The 23,464-nt window shown below is 71.1% G+C and carries 21 protein-coding genes; 11 read left to right on the plus strand and 10 right to left on the minus strand.

Features of this window, described 5'->3' with window-relative positions; all coding sequences use genetic code 11:
- Positions 1-32: 32 nt before the first annotated feature.
- The 8 genes from M1105_RS10470 to M1105_RS10505 form a co-directional block, all read right to left on the minus strand.
- On the minus strand, positions 33-1,424 hold the full coding sequence (locus M1105_RS10470; protein ID WP_249580314.1) for a multicopper oxidase family protein: 1,392 nt from the start codon (positions 1,422-1,424) through the stop codon (positions 33-35).
- A gap of 15 nt (positions 1,425-1,439) precedes the next feature.
- Complete coding sequence (locus tag M1105_RS10475) at positions 1,440-2,399, minus strand: 2-hydroxyacid dehydrogenase (RefSeq protein ID WP_249580315.1); 960 nt, start codon at positions 2,397-2,399, stop codon at positions 1,440-1,442.
- Positions 2,400-2,442: 43 nt separating this feature from the next.
- Entirely contained in the window at positions 2,443-2,616 is a 174-nt protein-coding gene (locus M1105_RS10480) for a hypothetical protein (RefSeq protein WP_249580316.1), read from the minus strand.
- The gene (locus M1105_RS10485; protein ID WP_249580317.1) at positions 2,613-3,968 is read right to left on the minus strand and encodes an amidase; all 1,356 of its coding nucleotides are present in this window, start codon (positions 3,966-3,968) and stop codon (positions 2,613-2,615) included. The genes M1105_RS10480 and M1105_RS10485 overlap by 4 nt, the downstream gene beginning before the upstream one ends.
- Positions 3,961-5,382 carry a TRAP transporter large permease gene (locus tag M1105_RS10490; RefSeq protein WP_249580318.1) on the minus strand — a complete coding sequence of 474 codons (1,422 nt, stop codon included), beginning with the start codon at positions 5,380-5,382 and terminating at the stop codon, positions 3,961-3,963. The genes M1105_RS10485 and M1105_RS10490 overlap by 8 nt, the downstream gene beginning before the upstream one ends.
- Positions 5,379-5,972, minus strand: coding sequence for a TRAP transporter small permease subunit (locus M1105_RS10495; RefSeq protein ID WP_249580319.1), 594 nt, complete (start codon positions 5,970-5,972; stop codon positions 5,379-5,381). The genes M1105_RS10490 and M1105_RS10495 overlap by 4 nt, the downstream gene beginning before the upstream one ends.
- Before the next feature lie 100 nt (positions 5,973-6,072).
- Positions 6,073-7,206: a TRAP transporter substrate-binding protein gene (locus M1105_RS10500; protein WP_249580320.1), complete on the minus strand. Its 1,134-nt coding sequence runs from the start codon at positions 7,204-7,206 to the stop codon at positions 6,073-6,075.
- A 363-nt stretch (positions 7,207-7,569) separates the two neighbouring features.
- A complete protein-coding gene (locus M1105_RS10505) occupies positions 7,570-8,703 on the minus strand; it encodes an NAD(P)/FAD-dependent oxidoreductase (RefSeq protein ID WP_249580321.1) in 1,134 nt (377 codons plus the stop codon).
- A gap of 60 nt (positions 8,704-8,763) precedes the next feature.
- On the opposite strand from M1105_RS10505, the gene mnmD reads away from it, so the two are divergent.
- From mnmD to rlmJ, 5 genes are all read left to right on the plus strand, one after another.
- Positions 8,764-9,468 (plus strand): tRNA (5-methylaminomethyl-2-thiouridine)(34)-methyltransferase MnmD, encoded by a 705-nt coding sequence (mnmD, locus tag M1105_RS10510; RefSeq protein WP_249580322.1) that lies wholly within the window; start codon positions 8,764-8,766, stop codon positions 9,466-9,468.
- A gap of 170 nt (positions 9,469-9,638) precedes the next feature.
- Positions 9,639-11,762, plus strand: coding sequence for a hydantoinase/oxoprolinase family protein (locus tag M1105_RS10515; protein ID WP_249580323.1), 2,124 nt, complete (start codon positions 9,639-9,641; stop codon positions 11,760-11,762).
- Positions 11,763-11,849: 87 nt separating this feature from the next.
- Positions 11,850-12,251 carry a ketosteroid isomerase-related protein gene (locus M1105_RS10520; protein ID WP_249580324.1) on the plus strand — a complete coding sequence of 134 codons (402 nt, stop codon included), beginning with the start codon at positions 11,850-11,852 and terminating at the stop codon, positions 12,249-12,251.
- Positions 12,248-12,835: a GNAT family N-acetyltransferase gene (locus tag M1105_RS10525; RefSeq protein ID WP_249580325.1), complete on the plus strand. Its 588-nt coding sequence runs from the start codon at positions 12,248-12,250 to the stop codon at positions 12,833-12,835. The genes M1105_RS10520 and M1105_RS10525 overlap by 4 nt, the downstream gene beginning before the upstream one ends.
- Before the next feature lie 143 nt (positions 12,836-12,978).
- Entirely contained in the window at positions 12,979-13,755 is a 777-nt protein-coding gene (rlmJ, locus tag M1105_RS10530) for a 23S rRNA (adenine(2030)-N(6))-methyltransferase RlmJ (RefSeq protein ID WP_249580326.1), read from the plus strand.
- Positions 13,756-13,894: 139 nt separating this feature from the next.
- Here the strand turns inward: rlmJ and M1105_RS10535 are convergent, their stop codons facing one another.
- The gene (locus tag M1105_RS10535) at positions 13,895-14,143 is read right to left on the minus strand and encodes a hypothetical protein (protein WP_249580327.1); all 249 of its coding nucleotides are present in this window, start codon (positions 14,141-14,143) and stop codon (positions 13,895-13,897) included.
- Between the two features lie 174 nt (positions 14,144-14,317).
- On the opposite strand from M1105_RS10535, the gene M1105_RS10540 reads away from it, so the two are divergent.
- The 3 genes from M1105_RS10540 to M1105_RS10550 all read left to right on the plus strand — a co-directional run bounded on the left by M1105_RS10540 (position 14,318) and on the right by M1105_RS10550 (position 17,636).
- Positions 14,318-15,775: a cryptochrome/photolyase family protein gene (locus M1105_RS10540; protein WP_249580328.1), complete on the plus strand. Its 1,458-nt coding sequence runs from the start codon at positions 14,318-14,320 to the stop codon at positions 15,773-15,775.
- An 83-nt stretch (positions 15,776-15,858) separates the two neighbouring features.
- The gene (locus M1105_RS10545) at positions 15,859-17,067 is read left to right on the plus strand and encodes an SAM-dependent methyltransferase (protein ID WP_249580329.1); all 1,209 of its coding nucleotides are present in this window, start codon (positions 15,859-15,861) and stop codon (positions 17,065-17,067) included.
- A 95-nt stretch (positions 17,068-17,162) separates the two neighbouring features.
- Positions 17,163-17,636: a hypothetical protein gene (locus M1105_RS10550; protein ID WP_249580330.1), complete on the plus strand. Its 474-nt coding sequence runs from the start codon at positions 17,163-17,165 to the stop codon at positions 17,634-17,636.
- Positions 17,637-17,684: 48 nt separating this feature from the next.
- Here the strand turns inward: M1105_RS10550 and M1105_RS10555 are convergent, their stop codons facing one another.
- Positions 17,685-18,386: a ChrR family anti-sigma-E factor gene (locus tag M1105_RS10555; RefSeq protein WP_249580331.1), complete on the minus strand. Its 702-nt coding sequence runs from the start codon at positions 18,384-18,386 to the stop codon at positions 17,685-17,687.
- A gap of 191 nt (positions 18,387-18,577) precedes the next feature.
- Between M1105_RS10555 and M1105_RS10560 the strand changes: the two genes are divergently transcribed.
- The 3 genes from M1105_RS10560 (at position 18,578) to M1105_RS10570 (ending at position 23,433) form a co-directional block, all read left to right on the plus strand.
- Positions 18,578-19,714 carry an NUDIX domain-containing protein gene (locus M1105_RS10560; RefSeq protein ID WP_249580332.1) on the plus strand — a complete coding sequence of 379 codons (1,137 nt, stop codon included), beginning with the start codon at positions 18,578-18,580 and terminating at the stop codon, positions 19,712-19,714.
- 94 nt (positions 19,715-19,808) lie between these two features.
- A complete protein-coding gene (locus tag M1105_RS10565) occupies positions 19,809-20,852 on the plus strand; it encodes a cysteine synthase A (RefSeq protein WP_249580333.1) in 1,044 nt (347 codons plus the stop codon).
- Between the two features lie 58 nt (positions 20,853-20,910).
- Positions 20,911-23,433, plus strand: coding sequence for a mechanosensitive ion channel family protein (locus M1105_RS10570; RefSeq protein WP_249580334.1), 2,523 nt, complete (start codon positions 20,911-20,913; stop codon positions 23,431-23,433).
- The last annotated feature ends 31 nt before the right edge of the window (positions 23,434-23,464 follow it).

Consider the following 23,464-nt stretch of genomic DNA (forward strand, 5'->3'; position numbering starts at 1 on the left):
CAGTCCGGCGGCGCGCGGCGCGCTCGCGCTGGTCAGGCGACCCGGATCCAGCTCATCATGCCCGCGGCCATGTGCTCGGCCATGTGACAATGCAGCATCCAGTCGCCGGGATTGTCGGCGACGAAGGCGATCTCGGCCGACTCGCGCGGCCCGATCAGCAGCGTGTCGCGCAGGGGGCCGCCGGTCCGGCCGTCCCGGACCTCCTGGAAGTGGTGGCCGTGCAGGTGCATGGCGTGCGGCCACGCGGTGTCGTTGACCAGCGCGATGCGCGCGGTGCGCCCGCGTTCGAGCGCGAGAAGGGGCTCCATGGGCATGCCGGCAACGCCGTTCATCGCCCAGGCCATGCCCTGCGCGACCAGTTCGCGGATGTCGAGCGTCTGCTCGCCCAGGCGCGCCTTTGAAAGCCCGCCCATCGCGCCGCCCTCCATGCGCAGGCGCGCGGTGGCGGCGCCGGCGAGCGAGCCGGGCAGGTTGACGGGGTTCGGCGCGAGCGCGGTCGGCGCCAGGGCAGGGGCCGGGCGCGCGACGCCCGAGACCGGCATCAGCACCGCCGCATAGGCGCCCTGCCGATCGAGAATCGCGAGCGCCGCGTCCTCGCCCTCGGGGGCAGTCACGTCCACGATCAGGTCGATCCGCTGCGCGGGCCCGAGCACCAGCCGCGGCGGCAACGGCTGTGGCGCGAACGGCATCCCGTCTTCAGCGATGATCCAGCCCTCAAGCCCGTCCACGGCCAGGGTGTAGATCCGCGCCGTCGCGGCGTTGATCAGGCGCAGGCGCAGGCGCTCGTGGCGGCGGACGGCCCATGTCGCCTCGCCCTCGCCATTCACGGTGGTCCAGTTCCCCATCCGCCCGGCATGGCTGAAATCGTGCATCGAGCCGAGGCCGCGGGCGTCGAAGGCCCCGGTCTCGTCCAGCCGCCAGTCCTGGAGCAGCACCGGCATGTCGTGGTCGACCGCGGGCGGCTCGGGCTCCTCGACGATGAGCGCGCCGGCAAGACCGCGGGCCTGCTGCTCCCAGCTCTGCCGATGGGGGTGATACCAGTAGGTGCCCGCATCCGGGACGGTGAAGTCGTAGAGGAACTCGGCCCCCGGCTCGACGGGCGGCTGCGAGACGCCGGGCACGCCGTCCATTGCATGAGCGATGCGGATGCCGTGCCAGTGGATGGTGGTCGGCTGCGCGAGGCCGTTGCGCAGGAGCGCCCTCACCCGGCCGCCTTGCGGCACGCGGATCACCGGGCCGGGCGTCGTGCCGGAATAGGCCCAGACGGCGGTCGGCGCCATGTCCGGGGGTGCGAGCTGCGCCCGGCCCGGCGCCGCCGAGAGGACGATCGGCGTCCCGGCCGCCGCCGCAATGCGCCACGGTCCGGCCACCGCCGCCGCTCCGGCGCCCATGCCCGCGAGGAACTGCCGCCGTCCGATCCGCATGGGGCGCCTCCCGGCTCAGGCGACGCGGTCGCCCGGCTCGCGCCCCGCGAAGACCGCGTCGATGTTGTCGAGCGCGCGAAAGCCCATCGCGTCGCGCGTCTCGGTGGTCGCCGAGCCGATATGGGGCAGCAGGAAGACGTTGTCGAGCGCGGCGAGCGCGGGATTGCCGCCCGGTTCGGTGCGGAAGACGTCGAGGCCGGCGGCGAACAGCCTCCCCGAGGTCAGCGCCCGCACCAGCGCCTCCTCGTCGACCAGCGCGCCGCGTGCGGTGTTGACGAGGATCGCGCCGGGCTTCATCCGGGCAAAGGCCGCATCGTTCATCATGCCGGTGGTGTCGGACGTCGACGGGCAGTGCAGCGAGACGACGTCCGCCGCGCCGAGCAGGCTCTCGAGCGTCTCGTGGAAGATCGCGCCCTTCTCGAGCGCCGGCTCCAGCCGCCGGCGGTTGTGGTAGTGGATCTCCATGCCGAAGCCGCGCGCGCGCTCGGCCGTCACCTGTCCGACGCGGCCCATGCCGACGACCCCGAAGCGCTTGCCGCTGACCTGCCGGCCGACCATGAAGGCCGGGCTCCAGAAGGTCCAGCGCCCCTCGCGCACCATGCGGTCGCCTTCCGAGCCGCGCCGCGCGGCGCCCAGCATGCACAGGATCGCGATCTCGGCCGTCGCGTCCGACAGGACGTCGGGCGTGTTGGTGACGACGATCCCGCGCGCCTTCGCCGCTGCGAGGTCGACATGATCGACCCCCACGGAATGGTTCGCGATCACCTTGAGCCGCGCCGGCAGGCGGGCGATCACCTCGGCCGAGAAGATCTCGGAATGGCAGGGCAGCACCGCGTCGACGGACTGGCAGGCCTCGATCAGCTCGTCGCGGGTGAAGACGCGGTCCTCGGGATTGAGGATCGCGTCGTAGTCGCGGCTCACCCGCTCGTGGACGGCATCGGTCAGCCGCCGCGTCACCAGCACCACCGGCTTCATTTCGTCAGTCCTTCCGTCTTCGCCCGCCCGGCACCGGCACGGCTTACTTGCCGTTCGTCGTGCCGTTACGGAGGTCGCGGAGGAAGTCGATCGCGGCGAAGACGACCACCGCCACCAGCACGATCATCAGGTCGGGCACGGGGACGAAGACCGCGATAATGCCGAGAAACGCCGCGAGGGTTCCGACTGCCAGGAAGGCGATGATCCAGTCGCTCATTCGGTTTCTCCATGCTCGGACAGGGTGGAGACGATCCAGCGCGCGGTGCGCAGAAGGCGCGCGTCGTCATCGGCGGCGCCCACGACCTGCACGCCCAGCGGCAGCCCCGCGCCACCGGTCAGGAGCGGAAGGGTGAGCGACGGCAGGCCCGTGTAGGACCACAAAGTGCAGAAGGCGGGGTCCCCGGTGCTGCCGAAGGCCGGCGCCTCGCCGGGTGCGGCGGGGGTCAGGATGGCGTCGTAGCGCGACGTGAGCTCGGCCAGGCCCGCCGCGAGCGAGGCGCGCATCCGGCGCGCCATCAGGTAGTCGGGGGCGGGCGTCGCGCGGCCCTCCTCGATCAGGGCACGCAGGTCCGGATCCGCGTCGGGCATCCGGTCGAGATAGCCGCCGAGGTGATGCGCGCCCTCGGCCGCCATCAGCGTCCGCGTCCAGCGGAACGCCTCGGCGAACACCTCGGGCAGAGCAATCTCGTCGACCGGGGCCAGCGCCGTGCAAAGCTCGGCAAAGGCCTCGCGCGTGGCGGCTTCGGGCTCGGCGGGTCCCATGATGCAGCAAAGCGCCGGGCGCACCGGCGGGCGGCCTGCCGCGACCTCGGCGAGCGGCCCGCGGAAGCCACGGCAGTCGGGGTCGCGCCCGTCCTCGCCCATCAGCAGCGCGGCGAGCGCCATGTCCTCGACGCTGCGCCCCATCAGGCCGACATGATCGAGCGACGGCGCGACCGGCAGGATGCCGCTGCGGGGTATCGCGCCGAACGAGGGCTTGAAGCCGACGACGCCACAGAAGCTCGACGGCCGGATCACCGAGCCGTTGGTCTGCGTGCCGAGCGCGATCGGTACCATCCCGGCCGCGACCGCCGCCGCCGAGCCGGCCGACGAGCCGCCGGGCGAGCGCCCGAGATCGTGCGGGTTGCGCGTGGCCGCGGCTGGCGCGCCCTGCGCGAGCGGCGTCGTCACGGTCTTGCCGAGGATGATCGCCCCGGCACGCCGCAGGCGCCGCACGACGGTCGCATCCTCGCGCGGGCGCCGCCCGCGATCCGAGGACGCGCCGTTCTCGCCAGGCATTCCGGCCACGTCGATGATGTCCTTCACCCCCACCGGCACGCCGTGCAGCGGGCCGCAGGGCAGCCCTTTGCGCCGGTGCGCGTCGAGCGCCTCGGCCGTGGCCAGTGCCCCCTCGCGGTCGACATGGGCCCAGGCGCCGATCTCGCCGTCGGCCGCGTCGATGCGGGCGATGCAGGCCTCGACCAGCGCGGTCGCGGTCACATCGCCCTCGGCCACCGCCCGCGCGGCGTCGCGGGCGCCGAGATCGGCCGGGTTTCCCCTGCCGGACGTCTGCGCCATGGCATCAGCCATAGACCAGCTCCGGCAGGTAGAACACGAGCGACGGGAAGACGTAGATCATGACCATCGCGATCAGGATCAGCGCCAGATAGGGCATGACCCCCGAGAAGATGTGCGTGAGCTCGACCCCCGGCGGCGAGACGCCCTTGAGATAGTAGGCCGACATGGCCATCGGCGGTGTCAGGAACGAGGTCTGCAGGTTCAGCGCGATCAGGATGCCGAAGAACAGCGGGTCCACACCGAAATGCGGCAGCAGCGGCAGGAAGATCGGCACGAAGATGATGATGATCTCGGACCATTCCAGGGGCCAGCCCAGCAGGAAGATGATGATCTGCGCCATGATCAGGAACATGATCGGCGACATGTCGAGGCCGAGCACGAACTCCTCGACCACCGACTCGCCGCCCAGGTAGCTGAACACCGACGAGAAGGTCCACGAGCCCACGAACATCCAGCAGACCATCGCCGAGGTGCGCACGGTGAGATAGACCGACTCGCGAAGGCGGTCCCAGGTCAGCGAGCGGTAGGCCAGCGCGAGCAGGAGCCCGCCCAGCGCGCCGAGCGCCGCCGCCTCGGAGGGCGTCGCCAGCCCGAACAGGATCGCGCCCAGAACCGACAGGATCAGCAGCGCCAGCGGGAAGAACGACGTCAGCAGCATGACGACGATCTTTCCCGTCGAAAGATGGCCGGTCTCGTCGACGGTGGGCTTCGGCGCGAGGCGCGGGTTCAGCGTCGCGCGCGTGACCACGTAGACCATGTAGAGGCCCGCGAGCATGAAGCCCGGGATCAGCGCACCAGCGTAGAGCTTGACGATCGAGACGTTCGACGACGCGGCATAGACGATCAGCATGATCGAGGGCGGGATCAGGATGCCGAGACAGCCGCCCGCGCAGATCACGCCTGAGGCAAACGACGTGTCGTAGCGCGCCTTGAGCATCGAAGGCAGGGCGAGCATCCCCATCAGCGTCACCACGGCGCCGACGATGCCCGTGGCCGTGGCGAACAGCGCGCAGGTCGTGAGCGCCGCCACCGCCATGGCGCCCGGCAGCCGCTTGGCCGACACATAGAGCGTGTCGAACAGCGCGTTCACGATGTTCGCGCGCTCGACGACATAGCCCATGAACAGGAACAGCGGGATCGCCGTGAGCACGTCATTCGACATGACCGAATAGGTCTGGTTCACGAACAGGTCGAAGATGCGGTTGTTGAAGAAGCCTTCGAACCAGGTCGAGACGATGTCGAACGTGCCGGGGTCGTCCGAGGCCATCAGCTTCTCGTAGGCCCGCCACTGCCGGCCGGCATCGAAATACGCATAGTAGCCGAAGCCCACGCCCATCGCCATGAGCGTGAAGGCGATCGGGAAGCCGAGGAAGATGCTGAGGATGAACGTCGCCAGCATCAGGATGGCAATCTGCGGGTCGGTCATGATGCGGAGGCTCCGCTTTTCGCCTTCTCTTCGGCGGCCTGTTTCAGGAGGATCTGCTCCATCTCCTCGACATCGGCGTCCGCGCGCGGCCACTCGCCCGTGCGGATGCACAGGAGGCAGCGCAGCACCTGCGCGATGCCCTGCAGGAACAGCAGGATGCCCGCGGCGACGATCAGCATCTTGAACTGGAAGATCGGCACGCCGGCGGGGCTCATGACGCTCACCTCGGTGTAGCGGTACGAGCGCTCGGCATATTTCGCGCCGGCGAAGATCAGCGCCAGCACGCCGGGGAAGAAGAACAGGAAGTAGAGCGTCAGTTCGACCCGCGCCTGCGTCCGAGGCCGCCACAGCCGGTAGACGAAATCGCCGCGCACATGGCCGTTGCGGCTCAACGTGTAGGCGCCCCCCATCATGAAGAGCGCGCCATACATCATGTAGCTCATGTCGAAGGCCCACGAGGTCGGCGAGTTGAGGACGTAGCGCACGAACACCTCGTAGGCGATGCCGAAGGTCATGCCCAGGATGCACCATGCGAACGCCTTGCCGAACCAGGCGGTCAGGCGGTCGATGAAGCGGATTGTTCGTTCCATGTCCTGTCCGGGGAAGGTGCTGCGACAAGGGCGGGGAGATTCCCCCCCGCCCGCTTGGCGTGCCATTGGGCCCGCGACGCCCTGCCGCGGGCTCGCTGGATCAGAACGGGAGCTTGCCCGGGAAGTAGTGGTCGTAGGCCAGCTTGTAATCGGCCGCGTTCAGGATGTCGTAGTAGGCAACCCGCTCGGACCACGCCTTCTGGCTGTCGACGACCTTCTTGAAGAACGCATCCTTGTTGAGGTCCTCGAGCACCGTGTCCCAGGCCGCAAGCTGAGCCTTGAGGATCGACGGGTCGGTGCGGTGGACCTTCACGCCGTCGTCGTTGATCAGGGTCTGGAGATCCGCCGAGTAGCGATCCATCGCGAGGCCGTAGTTGGCGGTGTTCGCCGCCTCGGCCGCGTATTCGAGGATCGCCTGCTGCTCGGGCGACAGGCTGTCGAAGAGATCCTTGTTGAAGATGATCTCGAAGAACTCGGCCGCCTGATGGTACGAGGACATGTAGTAGTCCTTCACCACGTCCTGCGCGCCGAACTGCCGATCCGAGGTCGGGTTGTTGAACTCGAAGGCGTCGATCACGCCGCGCTCGAGCGCCGGGACGATCTCGCCGCCCGGAAGCTGGGTCACGTTGACGCCCGCCGCCTGCATGACGTCCGCGGCGAGGCCGACGGTGCGCCACTTCAGGCCCTTCATGTCGTCGATCGAGTTCACGTTCTTCTTGAACCAGCCGAGCGGCTGCGTCGGCATCGGCAGGGCGAAGAAGCCAACAAGGTTGAGGCCCAGGATGTCCTGGATCAGCTCCTGATAGAGCGCCTGGCCGCCGCCGAAGTGGATCCAGGCGAGGATCTGCGACGCGTTCGAGCCGAACACCGGGCCGGTGCCGAACAGCGAGGCCGCCTTGTTCTTGCCGTACCAGTAGGCGGTGACGTGGTGGCCCGCGTCGAGCACGCCGTCGTTGACCGCGTCCTGGATCTGGAAGGCCTTCACGACCGCGCCGTCGGGGAGATACTCGATCTCCATCCGGCCGCCCGACATCTTGTTGACGCGCTCGACATACTGCTTGGCGAAGTCGGAGAACACGTTGGCGTCGGGCCAGGCGCCCTGCATCTTGATCTTGACCGTCTGGGCACGGCTGACCTGGGGCGCCGCGAGCGTCGCGACGGCGGCGCCGCCGGCCACGATGCCGCCCTTGAGGAACTTGCGGCGCGAGGTTCTGGTCTCGGCTGTGTCTTTCATTGGGGTCCTCCCTTGGAACACATCCCGGCGTCTCACGCTGCCGGGCGTTTCGGCCATCTGTCGGACTGGTCGGCCTCGTGGGGCCGCCGGCGACTTCTCGTTGCTCGCCGGAACGCTTTTGGGGGCGCGGGCGATTTCGCCGGCACCCCGCCGCGCCGAGGCGCCGCGTCCGTGCCAGCCGCAGGCACAATACCCATGCGACGGGGAAAGGCGAGAGGGTTTGGCAAAATATTTTGACCACATTAACGAGTCTTGACGAAAATTTCATGAGATCGGCGCCGTCGTGAGGCAGGTTGCCGCCTCGACGGGGCTTGGCGAGCCGCGGCGCGCGGCCCTTGGCGCGGGCGCGGGGTGGCAGATTCGCTAGACGTCCGCGCGCAGGCCGTGGGCCTCGGGCGCGAAGCTTGCCGGCAGCGGGTCGGGGGAATCCGCGCCCGTCGCGATGGCGGCAAGCGCGTCGCCGACGAGATGCGCCACGCTGAAGCCGATCTTGTAGCCGCCGGTCGCGAGCAGGAGCCTTGGCGCGCCGGGCAGCGGGCCTGCAAGCGGCTCGCGCCCGGGTGCCCGCGGGCGGATGCCGGACCATCGCTCGAGGATCGGCGCGGCGCGAAGTGCCGGGGCAAGACGGCGCGCCTCGGCGATCACGGCGTCGAGGGCGGCATCGGGCCTCTCGTCCTCCCAGGTCTTCTCGGTGGTCGAGCCGACCGCGATCCCGCCCGAAGCGTGGGGCACGATGAAGAGGCCACCCGCCTGCACCAGTGGCGCACCTGCTTCGGCGCGCGCGGCCAGCAGCGCAGCCTGTCCCTTCACTCCCGCGCCCGACAGCGCCCCCGGCGGCAGGCAGCCCGCGGGCAGTAGGCCGAGGCTGTGCCAGCCCGCCGCGACGACCACATGCCCCGCGGTGATCTCGCCACGGTCGAACCGGGCCACCATGCGGCGATGGTCGAGCCCGGCGAGCCGCCAGCCAGTCCGCAGCTCGGCCCGCGCCGCGACCGAGGCGGCGAGCGCGGCGATTACCCCGCGCGGCTCGACCCGTCCCGAAAGCGTGTCGCGGATCACACCGAAAGGTGCCGCCGCCGGGTCGAGCAGCCCATCCGCCTCGCCCGGCGGCGCGTCGAGGACCTCGAAGGTTGCGCGGCCGCCCCAGGCGTCATGCGCCGCCGCGGCCTGCGCGAGCGCCCGCCCGCGTGCCGCGGCGTCGGCGATCGGCGTGATGCGGCCGCAGCGGGCGTGGCCAGCGTCGATGCCCGTCTCGCCGGCAAGCTCGGCAAGCCGCGCGCCGAGGGTCTCGAGCCCCCGCATCTGGAACGCCTTGAACGGCCGCCACCGGGTCGGGAGATGCGGGGTCAGGGCGCCGACGAGGCCGCCGCTCGACCCCGCGCCGGGTGCGGACGCCTCCGCCACGATCACGCGCAGGCCGGCCGACGCCGCGGCGCGTGCCGCCCAGAGCCCGAAGACCCCGGCGCCGATCACCAGAACGTCCGTCGTCTCGGCCACGCGTTCTCCTTGCCTCGCCTGCTCTTGATCGCCGACCGCCGGCGCGCAAGAACCGACCACATGACGACCGCGAAGGCCAGTGACGATCTTCTGTGGGAGCCGGGGCCGCGCGGCGAGGTGCCGGTGTCGCGCCGCCATGGCGATCCCTTCTACGCGCGCACCGACGGGTTCGCCGAAGCCCGCCACGTCTTTCTCGACGGCAATCGCCTGCCCGGGCGCTGGCACGGGGGGCTGCGCTCCTTCCGCATCGCCGAGCTGGGCTTCGGGACTGGCCTCAATGTCCTCGCGGCCTGGCACCTGTGGCGAGAGCGGGCCGCGCCTGGGGCCGTGCTCACGGTCACGTCGTTCGAGCTCGCGCCGCTCGCGCCGGCCGACATGGCCCGCGCGCTTGCTGCATTCCCCGAGCTGTCGGACCTCGCGGCCCGGCTCCTCGCGGTATGGGACGGCAGGGGCGGGGTGTTCGACCTCGGCGGGCTTGCGCTCGAGGTCGTCGAGGGCGACGCCCGCCGGACCGTGCCACGCTGGACGGGCTGCGCCGACGCGTGGTTCCTCGACGGCTTCGCGCCCTCCCGTAACCCGCAGATGTGGGAGCCCGCGCTCCTGTCCGCCGTGGCCGCCCGGATGGCGCCGGGCGCGACGCTTGCAACCTACAGCGCCGCGGGGGCGGTGCGCCGCGCGCTGGCGGCGGCGGGGCTCGTGGTCGGCAAACGGCCGGGCTTCGGCGCCAAGCGCGAGATGTGCATCGCCGCCCGGGCCGCTGCCTGAGCCATCCCCGGCTGGCCCTGGTGGGCCGGATCGCCCCCGCCGCCATTTCCGGCGCGGAAACCGGGCGCGGCGTCGCAAACCGCGTTGCGGGTCGGTGCGTCACGTCCTACGAGAAGCCCGCGCCCGCCGCGTCCGCGCGGCGCGAGCGGATTGCATGCCGGAGGCGATCAATGTCCGAGCCGACGACCGGGACCGCTGCCGCCACAGGCTTCGCAGGGGGGGCTGACGTCCCACGCCCCGCGGGGGGCGACGCGCTGCTGCTTGGCGTCGACACCGGGGGCACCTACACCGACGCGGCGCTCCTCGACGCCGCGCGCCTGCCCGAGGGGGCGGCGGCCGTCATCGCCAAGGCCAAGGCGCTCACGACGCGCGACGACCTGGGGCGCGGCATCGCGGCGGCGGTCGACGCGGTGCTGGCGGCGGGACACGTCCCGCCCGGGCGCATCGGGCTCGTCTCGCTCTCGACGACGCTGGCCACGAACGCCCTCGTCGAAGGGCAGGGGGGACGCGCGGCGCTGATCATGATCGGCTTCGATCCCGCCGATCTCGGCCGGCAGGGCCTCGCCGAGGCGATCGGGCAGGACCCCCTCATCGCCGTCGCCGGCGGCCACGACCCGCATGGCACCGAGCGCGCGCCGCTGGACCGCGAGGGGCTAGCGGCCGCGCTCGACGGCCTCGCGGTCGAGGCGGTCGCGATCTGCGGCCATTTCGGCGTCCGGAACCCGGCGCACGAGCTTGCGGCGCGCGACATCGTGCGCGCCCTGACGGGGCTGCCGGTGACCTGCTCGCACGAGCTTTCGGCGCAGGTCGGCGGGCCGCGGCGCGCGCTCACAGCGCTCTTGAACGCGCGGCTCGTCGGCATGATCGCGGGGCTGGTCGCCTCGGCCGAGGCGATGATGGCGGCGCGCGGCATCGCGGCGCCCCTGATGGTGGTGCGCGGCGACGGCGCGCTGGTCTCGGCCGAGTTCGCGCGGCTCCGGCCGATCGAGACGATTCTGTCGGGCCCCGCCGCGAGCCTCGTAGGCGCCTCGTTCCTCACGGGGCTGGGGGATGCCATCGTCTCGGACATCGGCGGCACCACCACCGACATCGCTGTGCTGCATGGCGGCCGGCCCCGCCTCGACCCCGCGGGGGCCGAGGTGGGCGGTCTGCGCACCATGGTCGAGGCGGTTGCTATGACCACGCATGGCCTGGGCGGCGACAGCGAGGTGGCGCTCGACGAGCGGCAGACGGGCGCCGCGGTCCTGCTTGGGCCGCGCCGGCTGGTGCCGCTCGCGCTCCTGGGGGCCGAGCATGGCGCCGCGGTGCCGGCGGCGCTGGAACGCCAGCTGAGCCGGGCGGTGCCGGGCGAGCTCGACGGTCGCTTCCTCCTGCGCGTGGGTCCTGCCGAGGCACCGGGCCTCGGCCCGGCCGAGGCCGCGCTGCTCGCCAGCCTCGATGCGGCTCCGGTCGCCGCCGACGAGGCGCTGCGCACCCGACCGCGCCGCATCGCCCTGAAGCGGCTGGTCGAGCGCGGCCTCGTCCGCGTCGCGGGGTTCACGCCCTCGGACGCCGCCCATGTCGTTGGCCTGCACGCGGGCTGGGATGCGCGCTCGGCCGAACTGGGCGCGGCGCTGATGGCGCGCCGGCGCGGCGTGGATGGCCGCCCGGTCGCCGCCGACGGCCTCGTGCTCGCCCGCGCGGTGATCGAGGCGCTGATCGCGCGCTCGGCCGAGCATGTGCTGGACGCGGCATTCGCGGCCGACGGTTTCGGCGAGCCGGGCCTCGCGCGGGCGACGCTGGCGCAGGCCGCGCTGCGCCGGCACGCGGGCCTCGTCTGCCCCCGGCTCTCGCTCTCGGTGCCGCTGGTCGGGCTCGGCGCATCGGCCCCGGTCTATTATCCACGGGTCGCCGAGATGCTCGATGCCCCGCCGGTCATCCCCGGCCACGCCGATGTCGCGAATGCGGTGGGCGCGGTCGCCGGGCAGGTGCGGATCACGCGCCAAGCGACGCTGACCCAGCCGGCCGAGGACCGCTTCCGGCTGCACCTCGCCGCGGGCACGCGCGACTTCGCGGGGTTCGAGGACGCCCGCCGCGCAGCGGAGACGGCGCTCGAGGCCGAGGTCCGCGCCGCCGCGACGCTTGCCGGCGCCGCCGAGGTGGCGCTGACCCGCCGCTGGGAGGTCCGCGAGGCCGAGATCGAGGGCCGCCGCGTGATCGTCGAGGCCGAGCTGATCGCGACCGCCACGGGCCGCCCGCGCATCGCCGCGGGCTTCGCACCGCCCGGCCTGCCGCCGGGCTTCGCCGGCCTCTGATCCCGGGGTGGCGCCCCCGGCGCCGCCGCAGTAGAAACCCGCAACCACGCGGCCGGGCCCACCTCCGGCCAGGACCGGAGACCGCAGATGACGCCGACCGAGATCGTCACCGCCTATTACGATGCCTTCAACCGGGGCGACGCCGAGGGGATGCTGGCGCTGCTGGCCGACGATGTGCGCCACGACGTGAACCAGGGCGGCCATCGCACCGGCAAGGACGCCTTTGCCGCGTTCTCGGCCCACATGACGCGCTGCTATCGCGAACGGCTCACCGACATCGTGGTGATGGCGAGCCCCTGCGGCACCCGCGCCGCGGCCGAGTTCACCGTGAACGGCGCCTACCTGGAGACCGACGAGGGCCTGCCGGAAGCCCACGGCCAGCGCTATGTGCTGCCCGCCGGCACCTTCTTCGCGCTTCGCGACGGCAAGATCGCGCGGGTCACGACCTATTACAACCTCGCGGACTGGATCGCGCAGGTCTCGGCGTGACGCTCACGGTCGGTCCCATCGCGGCGGGCGACCTGCCGGCAATCCTGCCGGAACTCGCCCGCCTCAGGATCGAGGTGTTCCGCGCCTTCCCCTATCTCTACGACGGCGACATGGCCTACGAGCAGCGCTACCTGCGCACCTATGCCGCGAGCCCCGGCGCGATCGTCGTCGGCGCCTGGGACGGCGGCCGGCTGGTGGGCGCAGCCACCGGCGCGCCGATGGAGGACCACGCCGCCGAGTTCGCCCGCCCTTTCGCCGGGCGCGGCTTCGACCTCTCGCAGATCTTCTACTGCGGCGAGTCCGTTCTGCTGCCCGAGTATCGCGGGCAGGGCGCGGGCCATGCCTTCTTCGACCATCGCGAAGCACGGGGCCGGGCGCTGGGCCGGCGCTGGTCTTGCTTCTGCGCGGTCATCCGTCCCGAGAGCCACCCGGCGCGTCCTTCCGGCTACGCCCCGCTCGACCCGTTCTGGCGCAAGCGCGGCTATCGCCCGGTCGAGGGCCTTGTGACGCGCTTCGCCTGGCGCGATATCGGGGGCGAGGCCGAAACGGAAAAGCCGATGCAGTTCTGGATGCGTGAGTTCTGATGGCCGGGATCGCGGTGGCAGCCCCGGGGATGGAACGGTGTGACGGCAGGCATCCCCGCGAGGCGGCGCTCGCGTGGCGGGCGGACGAGACCACCGCGCACGCGGCCGCGCGGGCAGATGCACGTGCACGGGTCTGACGGGCGATGCTGTCCTACCAGCACGCCTATCACGCGGGGAATGCCGCCGACCTGCACAAGCACATGGCGCTTGCGGCGCTTCTCGATCTCCTGACGGCCAAACCCCGCGCGATCAGCTATATGGAGAGCCATGCCGGGCGGGGCCTCTATGATCTCGGTGCGCCCGAGGCGCTCAAGACCGGCGAGGCGGCGGCGGGCATCGGCCGGCTCACGCCCGGCAAGGGGCCGTTCTGGCGCGCCCTCGACGCGGCGCGCGCGCGCTTCGGGCCCGCCGCCTATCCGGGCTCGCCGCTGATCGCGCGCCTGCTCACGCGGCCGCAGGACCGGCTGATCCTTTGCGAGCTTCACCCGGCCGAGAATGCTGCGCTGCGCGAGGCGATGGCCGGCGAGGGCGTGGCCATCCACCGCCGCGACGGGCACGAGGGCTTGCCGGCCCTCGCGCCACCGCGCCCGCGCCGTGGGCTTGCGCTGATCGACCCGAGCTACGAGGTCAAGGACGAATACGCCCGCAGCGCCGAGACGGCGCTGGCGCTGCTGCGCCGCTGGCCCGAGGGGATCGTGATGGTCTGGTATCCGATCCTGCCCGCCGGACGGCATGTCGAACTGACCGGGCCCGTCGAGGCCGCCCGGCTGCCCGGCTTCCTGCGACACGAGGTCGGCTTCACCGCGCGGCCGGAGCGGGGGATGACCGGATCGGGCCTGCTGTTCGCGAACCTTCCCTTCGGCGCAGCCGATGCCCTGCGGTCGGCCTGGGCCGAGGCCGCGACGGTCTTTCACGCCTGACGCGAACGGCCCTCAACTGCGCCGGGGCGCGGGAGCGGCCCGCGCATGTCATGCAGGTTTGGTCGATGCTTCGCCCGGTGCATGTCGCTCGGATCGCCTCGGGCGTTCCGGCGTGATGGGGACGCGGTGCGCGCGCCGCTCAGCCTGCTCGGAAAAGTGTCGGCGCCGCCGGCTCGGCAAGCTGGTCACGCATCATCTGTGCCGTCAGTTCCTCGACCCTCGCCTCGGCGCGGCGGGCGCGCTCGAGGTTGCGGGCGCATTCGTGGAGCGCGAGATCGAGGGCGCGCTCGATCACCCTTGCACGCGCGACCGCTGCGCCCGGCTCGGCACCGGGGCGCGACCGGCGCGCCGGGAAAGGATGCTCGGGGTCAAAGGGGATCACGCTCATGCCTTGCTCCACCACACACGACTCCACCCACACGGCGAGAGTTGATGCCGATTCGGGCGAAAAATTGTTAAGGAAGCGTTGATCTCCCGGCGGGTCGCGCCACGTCCCGGGCGGAACGGGGGCGAGAATGTCAAGCGTCCTCGGCCACGAAGTCACCCGGACACCCGCACGCCGATGCCCGCCACGCCGACGCCGACGCCTCCGACCCCGCCGACGATCCTCTGGCTGCGCCGCGATCTCAGGCTGGGCGACCATCCGGGCTGGGAGCTGGCTCTCGCCGCGGGCGGGCCGGTCATTCCGGTCTTCATCCTCGACCCGCTGACCGAAACGGCCACGGGCGCGGCGTCGCTGTGGCGCTTGGGGCTCTCGCTCGACGATCTCGGGCGGCGCCTGTCGGCGCGCGGCTCGCGCCTCGTGCTGCGCCGGGGCGATGCGCTTGACGTCCTGCGCGCGCTGGTGGCCGAGACGGGCGCGCGGCGCGTGGTGTGGTCGCGCCTCTACGATGCCCGCGCGCGAGAGCGGGATTCGGCGGTCAAGTCGGCCCTGCGCGAGGCGGGCATCGAGGCCGCGAGCGCGAACGCCGCGCTCATGCACGAGCCCTGGCAGGTCGAGACCGCGCAGGGCGGCTTCTTCAGGGTCTACACGCCGTTCTGGCGCGCGGTGCGCGACCGCGAGGTGGCGGCGCCCCTGCCCGAGCCGGGCGATCTTGCGCCGCCCGCCGCATGGCCGGCCTCGGAGGCCCTTGCGGACTGGCACCTGGCGCGCGCGATGAATCGCGGCGCGGAGGTGGTCGCGCGCTTCGTGGGCGTCGGCGAGGCGGCGGCGCGCGACCGGCTCGATGGCTTCATCGCCGACCGGATCGGCGCCTACAAGGCCGAGCGCGACCGGCCCGACATCGAGGCGACCTCGCGCCTCTCCGAGAACCTTGCGTTTGGCGAGATCTCGCCGCGCACGATCTGGCATGCGGGCCTCGCGGCCATGCAGCGCCTCGGGGGGCGCGCCGAGGCGGGCGCCGAGCACTTCCTGAAGGAGCTGGTGTGGCGCGAATTCGCCTATCACCTGCTGTTCCACACCCCGCAGATCGAGACGCGGAACTGGCGCGCCGACTGGGACGGCTTCCCATGGCGCCCGGACAATCCCGACGCCGAGCGCTGGCGGCGCGGCATGACCGGCATCCCGATGGTCGATGCCGGCATGCGCGAGATGTATGTCACCGGCACCATGCACAACCGGGCGCGGATGCTGGTGGCCTCGTTCCTCACCAAGCATCTTCTGACCGACTGGCGAGTGGGCGAGGCATGGTTTCGCGACTGCCTGATCGACTGGGACCCGGCCTCGAACGCCATGGGCTGGCAGTGGGTCGCAGGTTCTGGCCCGGATGCCGCGCCCTATTTCCGCATCTTCAATCCCGACCTGCAGGCCACCCGATTCGACCCCGATGGCCGCTATGCCGACCGCTTCATCGCCGAGGGGCGGGCGCGGCCGCACGCGGATGCGCTGGCATTCTTCGAGGCAGTCCCGCGGCGCTGGAGGATGTCGCCCGCTCAGGCCTACCCGGCGCCGGTCGTTGCCCTTGAAGAGGGGCGGGCGCGCGCGCTCGCGGCCTTCGGGTCGCGTCACACCGACAGCTGAAGTCTTGGCCGAGCCACGATTTTTCTGGCCCGGCCCCGCCGTTCTGCCTTATTTTCCGAGAGAACGTTGTCAGGGAGACCGACATGCGGTTGACGAGTGTCGAGGGCCAGAAGGATCTTCCGCGCTGGTTCGAGACCTTCTTCGGCATCGCCCTGAAGATCGAGACCGGCACATTCGAGGTCACGTTGCCGGACGGGCGCTGCTTCTTCGCCGAGGGGGTACGACCCGGCCCCGCCGGACGGATCATGGTGCTGAACCGCGATTTCTTCGCGCGGCTGGTGCGCGAGGGGGACCTCGGCTTCTCGGAGATGTATCTCGACGGCTGGTGGGAGACGCCCGACCTGCAGGCGCTCCTCGACGTCATCCTCGTCAACAACGACAGCCTCGGCCGCGGCTTCCCCGGCATGGCGCTGGTGCGGGCCTACGAGCAGTTGCGCCACTGGCTGCGCTCGAACACCCGCCGCGGCGCGCGGCGCAACATCGCCTACCACTACGACCTGGGGAACGAGTTCTACGCGCGCTGGCTCGATCCCTCGATGACCTATTCCTCGGCGCTGTTCACGGGGCAGGGCGAGGACCTGGCGCAGGCGCAGGCGAACAAGTATGCCGCGATCTGCGACCGGATCGGGGTGCAGCCGGGCGACCACATTCTCGAGATCGGCTGCGGCTGGGGCGGTTTCGCGGAATACGCGATCCGCGAGCGCGAGGCGCGCGTGACCGGCCTCACCCTCTCGCGCGAGCAGCAGGCCTATGCCCGCCGGCGGCTCTTTGAGGCCGGGCTGGCCGACCGGGCCGAAATCGTCTTGCGCGATTACCGCGACGAGCGGGGCGTCTATGACGGCATCGCCTCGATCGAGATGTTCGAGGCGGTCGGCGAGCGCTACTGGCCCGCATATTTCCGCACGCTGCGCGAACGGCTGCGCCCGGGGGCGATGGCGGGTCTCCAGATCATCACGATCGCGGACGGGCTGTTCTCGCAGTATCGCCGGCAGACGGATTTCATCCAGAAGTACATCTTCCCCGGGGGCATGCTTCCCTCGCCCGCGGCGCTGCGGTCCGAGGCCGAGCGCGCGGGGCTTGCCCTGCTGGGCTCGATCGAGTTCGGCGAGAGCTATTCGCGCACCCTGCGGGAGTGGCGCGAGCGGTTCCAGAACCAGTGGGACGACATCCGCGCCCTTGGCTTCGACGAGCGTTTCAGCCGGATGTGGAACTTCTACCTTGCAAGCTGTGCCGCCTGTTTCATGGCCCGGACGACGGACGTCACGCAAATTTCGCTGCAAAGACCTGCATGAATCTTGCGCTGATATGCCAAAATGGGGCATTCTTGCGTCGGGGTGTTGATGTGAGAGCGCGTTATTCCGCTCGGCTTGCATAGCGAAGGCGCGACATGCTGGTATTTCGTCTGATCTGCGCGGTGTTGATGGCGTGGGCCATCAACTGGGTGCTGTCGAATCCCGAGGCTCGGCCCGTGCTCGAGCAGCTGCCCGTCATGGCAATCATCAGCCCGATTGCCGGGGCGCTCGTCGGGTTCTTCAATCTTGCCACACGGCAGGGCTGGGGCCTCATCGTCGCCGTTGCGAACGGCGTCTGGGCCGGGCTGCTGTCGATCATCGTGGCGGGGACGGTCTATGCCCTGGTCGTGGCGATCCAAGTCTGGAACGGCCCGTCCGACGACTACGAGAGCTTCGTGAGGAACATGGAGAGCGAGATCACGCCGCTGTTCGATCTCGTGATCAATTTCCCGCTCCTCACGCTGACAATCACGACCACCGCCGTCCTGGGCGTCGTCACCGAACTGCTTCACTGGTTGCTGGTGCGCTTCCGCAAGAACCGCGACGTGCCGTCCGACGGCACGACCTGAGGGCCCGTCGGCCCGGCGCTCGCAAGCTCCGGGCCGAGGCTGAGCCGTTCACTCGGCGAGAAAGTTGAGCGCGCGCGAGAACCTGCCCGTGAAACGCAGGCCGCCCGACATGACGATCAGGCAATAGCAGGTCTCGTCGCCGATGATCTCGGGGCGGTGGTCGTCGTCCTCGGTGTTGATGGCGACATCGCCCGCCCGATAGACCTCGTCGCCATCCTGAAGCACGCCCGCGAGCACCAGCGTCAGCTCGCGCCCTTCGTGGGTATGCTGCGGCATGCGCGCGCCCGGGCGGGCCCGCAGAAGGCTCACCTTCTCGCCGGGATAGCCGTCGAGCTCGCATTCGGCCACCCCCGGAAGGCGGAACTTCCAGGCGATCTTGTCGAAATCGCGTCCCACGGCCTCGATCACCGGGCCTGGCAGGGGGCCCGGATCGTGCCGGACCGGCGCATCCTGCGCGTCATCGCCGTCGAGCCGGGCGAGCACATCGTCCAGCGCGGCCGCCGACATCGGCAGCGGCTGCTCGTCGGCCAAGAGGGCGCCGCCCACGGCCTCGAAGGCACCCACCCGCGCCCGGCTCTCGGGCGCATGGGTGAGGTGCGCGGCAATCAGCAGCGAGACGCCGGGCGAGGCCGCGCCGCTCGCGTAGTCGGCCAGCATCTCGGTCGTCGGCATGTGCTTGGGCATCGCCTGCATCTCAACCTGCTCGCCGGGGCCCGCCGGGCCGCGCGGCATCTCGTCCGTTGTGGTCATATACGCGGTTGCGCCGCCTTCGGATCACCATGATAGTCCGTCCCGAGGGCAGGAAAAGGCCGGGTGCCGCCAGAAGGCCCGCGATGTCGCGTCCCGCCGGAGCGGCGGCACCGATGCGCCCGGCCGCGTCCGGGACAGGTGCCGCATTGCATGGCGGTCCGTTGGGGGCGCCCGGCTGCTTGGGTGCGGGCATGAAACCGATCTTTCTCTATGGCTCGCTGCGCGATCGGGGGCTGCTCGAGGTGGTGCTCGGCCGCCCCCTCGGCCCGGCCTGCATCCTGCCGGCGCGGGCGGAGGGCTTCGTGGCCCTGCGGCATGCGCGCGCGGATTACCCGCTGCTATGGCCCGCGCCGGGTGCGGCGGCGGAAGGCACGCTGTTCCGGCCTGCGGGTCCGGCCGAGCGCGCGCGGCTCGAATTCTACGAATCCGCCGAGTATGAGCTCGCGGGCATCGAGGTTCTGACCGCCTCGGGCCTCGTCGCGGCCGATTATTTCCGGCCCCGCGAGGGCGCGCCGGCAAGCGCCGAGCCGTGGGACCTCGCCGCGTGGCAGGCCGAGCATGCCGCCCTTGTGATCGAGGCGGCGCGCGAGTTGATGGAGCATCACGGCCGCCTGCCGCCCGGCGCGCTCCACCGGCACTGGCCCGCGATGCTGACGCGTGCCCGCGCGCGCGTTCTCGCCGCGCAGGGGGGCGCCGTGGCCGGAGACGCGTTGCGGACGGGCTTCTCGGCGGCGCGCGATGTCGAGTGGCTCGAGCGGCGTCCCGCATGGACCGGCTATCTCGCCGTCGAGGAGCATCGCCTGCGCCATCGCCGCCATGACGGCGGCTGGACGCAGCCGCTGGCGCGCACGACCGTCTCGTGGGGGGATGCGGTAACCATCCTGCCCTACGACCCCCGGCGCGACCGGGTGCTCATGATCGAGCAGTTCCGCCCCGGCCCGGCCGCCCGCGGCGATCCCACTCCGTGGTGCATCGAGGTCATCGCCGGCCGGATCGACGCGGATGGCAATTCCGAGGCGACCGCGCGGCGCGAGGCGATGGAGGAGGCGGGGCTGACGATCGGCCGCATCATCCGCCTGCCGGGCTACTACCCGACGCCCGGCCTCGCGTCGGAATATCTCGCGGCATTCGTGGGCGAGGCGGATCTGGCGGGCGAGGGCGGGCTGCACGGGCTGGCCGCCGAGGGCGAGGACATCCGCACCATCGTCCTTCCGCTCGACGCCGCGCTCGACGCGCTGGAGAGCGGCGGCGTCAACACCGGGCCCGCGATGATCCCGCTGCTCTGGCTCGCCCGCCACCGCGAGAGGCTGCGCGCCGCCTGGGCCTGAGCCCCGCGCCGCACGGGGTTGAGCGCCGTGAGCATTCCGCTTAAGTGGGGATTCGGTGTGGAACGCGAATTTCTGCGGCTGAGGAGTGTGGAAAATGCATGTCTTCAAGGATCTCCCCGACGCGGTCGGCCACACGCCGCTGATCCGCTTGCGGCAGGCGTCCGAGCTGACCGGTTGCGAGATCCTCGGCAAGGCCGAGTTCCTCAATCCGGGCCAGTCGGTCAAGGACCGTGCCGCGCTCTGGATCATCCGCGACGCGGTGGCGCGCGGCGAGCTGCGGCCCGGCGGCACGATCGTCGAGGGGACCGCGGGCAACACCGGCATCGGCCTCAGCCTTGTCGGCGCGGCGATGGGATTCCGGACCGTGATCGTGATCCCCGACACGCAGAGCCAGGAAAAGAAGGACATGCTGCGGCTTGCCGGAGCCGAGCTGGTCGAGGTGCCGGCGGTGCCCTACCGCAACCCCAACAACTACGTCCATTACGCCCGCCGGCTGGCCGAGGCGCTGGCCCGGACCGAGCCGAACGGCGCGGTCTTCGCGAACCAGTTCGACAACGTGGCGAACCGCCAGGCCCACATCGACTCGACCGCGCCCGAAATCTGGGAGCAGACCGGCGGCAAGGTGGACGGCTTCATCTGTGCCGTGGGGTCGGGCGGCACGCTTGCGGGCGTGGCGATGGGGCTAAAGGCCCGCAACCCGCAGATCAGGATCGGTCTCGCCGACCCGATGGGGGCGGCACTCTACGAATACTATCGCAACGGCGCGCTCAAGGCCGAGGGCTCGTCGATCTCGGAAGGTATCGGGCAGGGCCGCATCACGGCGAACCTCGAGGGGCTGGAGGTGGATCATCCCTACCAGATCCCGGACGCCGAGGGGCTGCCCGTCGTGTTCGACCTGCTGCAGCGCGAGGGGCTGTGCATGGGCCTCTCGACCGGGATCAACGTGGCGGGCGCCATCCGCATGGCGCGGGACATGGGGCCCGGGCACACCATCGTCACCGTGCTGTGCGACTATGGCTCGCGCTACCAGTCCAAGGTGTTCAACCCCGCCTTCCTGCGCGAGAAGGGGCTGCCGGTTCCGGCCTGGCTCGACCGCGGGCCCGACGCGGCGATCCCCCGGGTCTTCGAGGACGCCTGAGGCGGTCGCGGCAACAGTGCACTGGCGCAGCCGCCGGGCGCGCGCTAAGCCCTGTCGCATGAGAGCTTCCATCCTCGGCGCCCTGATCGGGGCCTTTCTCGCGCTCGCCCTCGCCGGCCCGCTCCACGCGCAGCGGCCCGAGAAGGAGCCGGAGCCGCCGCGCGTCCTGCTCGAGCAATGGGAGCAGCGCGCCGAGGCGGTCGCTCGCGAGATCGACGATGCCGAACTCGATTTCGAGCGCATCGACAAGCTGCGGGGCCAGCTTTCGGCCGAGATCGGGCGCATGGGCGAACTGGCCGCGCGCCTCGAGACCGAGCTTGCGCCGCTATTGCGGCAGCGCGAAGCGCTGGGCCCGGCACCGGCCGAGGGGGCGTCCGAGGCGCCCGACGTGGCGAAGGAACGCGCCCGGCTGAACGCGGCCATCGAGGAACTCGAGGGCGCCAAGCGCCGCACGCAGCAGGCGTCCGCCCGCGCTGCGGCCCAGATCGACCGGTTGCTCGCCCAACGCAGGCAGATCTTCAGCGAGGCGCTTCTCAACCGAGGCCCCAGCGTGCTCGAGCCGCAGACCCTCGCGACGGCCGTCTCCGCGGTCGGCCGTGGCGTCGGCGTGCTGTTCGCCGAGAGCCGGGAGCGGATTGCCGAGCAGGGCCTCAAGGGCGGCGAGGGCCTCGCCGTCCGGATCATCACGCCGCTCATGGTGATCGTCGCCGCGTTTTTCGGATTCCGACGGGTGCGGGATGTGCTGATCGGCGGCCTCTCGAGGCGGATCAGTCCGAACGTGACGGCGTCTCGCCGGCTTGCGATCGCGGCGGGGCTGACCGCGACGCGGCTGTTCCTGCCGATCCTCACGCTCGCCGTCGTCTTTCTGGCCGCGGCGGCATCGGGACTGCTTGGCGTCAAGGGGCTGGGAATCCTCATGGCGCTGGGCATCGCGACCAGCCTCGCGGTCGGCGCCTACGCGCTGGGCAGCGCCTATTTCTCGCCCCACGCGCCGGAGCTGCGGATCTCGGCGCTGGGTGACCGGGACGCAACGCGGGCGCATCGCTGGCTGATCGCCCTTGCGGCGATCTACTCGGTGGACTGGATCCTTGTCGTCGAGGGCAAGAGCATCGGCGTCGGCATCGAGCTGCTGACGGTCTACAACACGACCCTGCAGATCCTTGGCGGGGTCGCCCTGTGGAACCTCGTCGGCATCATCCATCGCCGGGACGGCGGGGACACGCGTGAAGGCGCCGAGGGGGGGCATGACTTCGACGATGGCGGCGCCGAGGCCGAGGACACCGACGCCGTGCTGGTACCGATCCTGCTGCGGCTGGCGGGCATCGTGATGCGCGCCGTCGCCGTGCTTGCGCCCAGCCTCGCGCTGGGCGGGTATTTCGCGGCGTCGCGCTTCGTGTTCCATCCCCCGATCGCCTCGTTCGCGCTGATCGGCTTCTTCGTCCTGCTCTACTCGGTGGTGCGCGAGATCGTCGAAGGCATCTTCGCCCCCTCGGCGGCGGCGACGTCGACGCAGCGGCGACTGCGGCTCATCCCCGTCGCGGTTGGCTTCCTTCTGACGGTGCTGGCGATCCCGCTGCTCGCGATGATCTGGGGCGCGAACACGGTCGATCTGGTCACCATCTGGCGGCAGATCGGCGAAGGCTTCATGGTGGGCGACCTGCGGCTCTCGCCGGTCGAGTTCCTGTCCTTCTGCATCGTCTTCTCGATCGGCTTCCTCCTCACCCGGCTGCTGCAGGGGGTGCTGCGCCATTCGGTGCTGCCGCTGACGGCGCTCGACACTGGCGCGCGCGCCGCGATCATCGCCGGGGTGGGCTATATCGGCATCCTGATCGCCGCGCTTGTCGCGATCTCGACCGCCGGGCTCGACCTGTCGAACCTCGCGATTGTCGCGGGCGCGTTGTCGGTCGGCATCGGCTTCGGCCTGCAGAACATCGTCAACAATTTCGTGTCCGGGCTGATCCTGCTGATCGAGCGGCCGATCAAGGCCGGCGACTGGGTCGAGATCCCGTCCGGCATGGGCTATGTCAAGCAGATCAACGTGCGTTCAACCGAGATCGAGACCTTCGACCGCTCATCGCTGATCGTGCCGAACTCGGAGCTCATCTCGAGCACGGTCACCAACTACACCCACAACAACCTCCAGGGGCGGATGATCGCCAAGGTGGGCGTGGCCTATGGCAGCGACACCCGCAAGGTCGAGGCCATCCTGCTCGAGATCGCTCGCGCCCACCCGATGGTCCTGCGCCGCCCGGCGCCGTGGATCAATTTCGCGGGCTTCGGCGACAGCGCGCTGAACTTCGAGATCCGGGCGATCCTGCGCGACGTGAACTGGGTGGTGAATGTCCGCAGCGACCTCAATCACGAGATCGCGCGCCGCTTCGCCGCCGAGGGGATCGAGATCCCCTTCCCGCAGCGCGACCTGCACCTGCGCAACCCCGCGGCCATCTCGGCGGCGCTGGCGCCGCAGGCCGCGCCGCCCGCGCCCCGGCGCCGCAAGGGCGCCGCGCAGGGCGACGCGCCGCCGCATCCGGCCAGCGACGACGCATCGGGTGGCGACACCGATGCCGGCGACGGCCGCTGACACGCCCGTGCCCGAACATTCAGCAAGCCGA

The sequence above is a fragment of the Thermohalobaculum sediminis genome (assembly GCF_023487995.1).
Classification (GTDB): Bacteria; Pseudomonadota; Alphaproteobacteria; order Rhodobacterales; family Rhodobacteraceae; genus Thermohalobaculum; species Thermohalobaculum sediminis.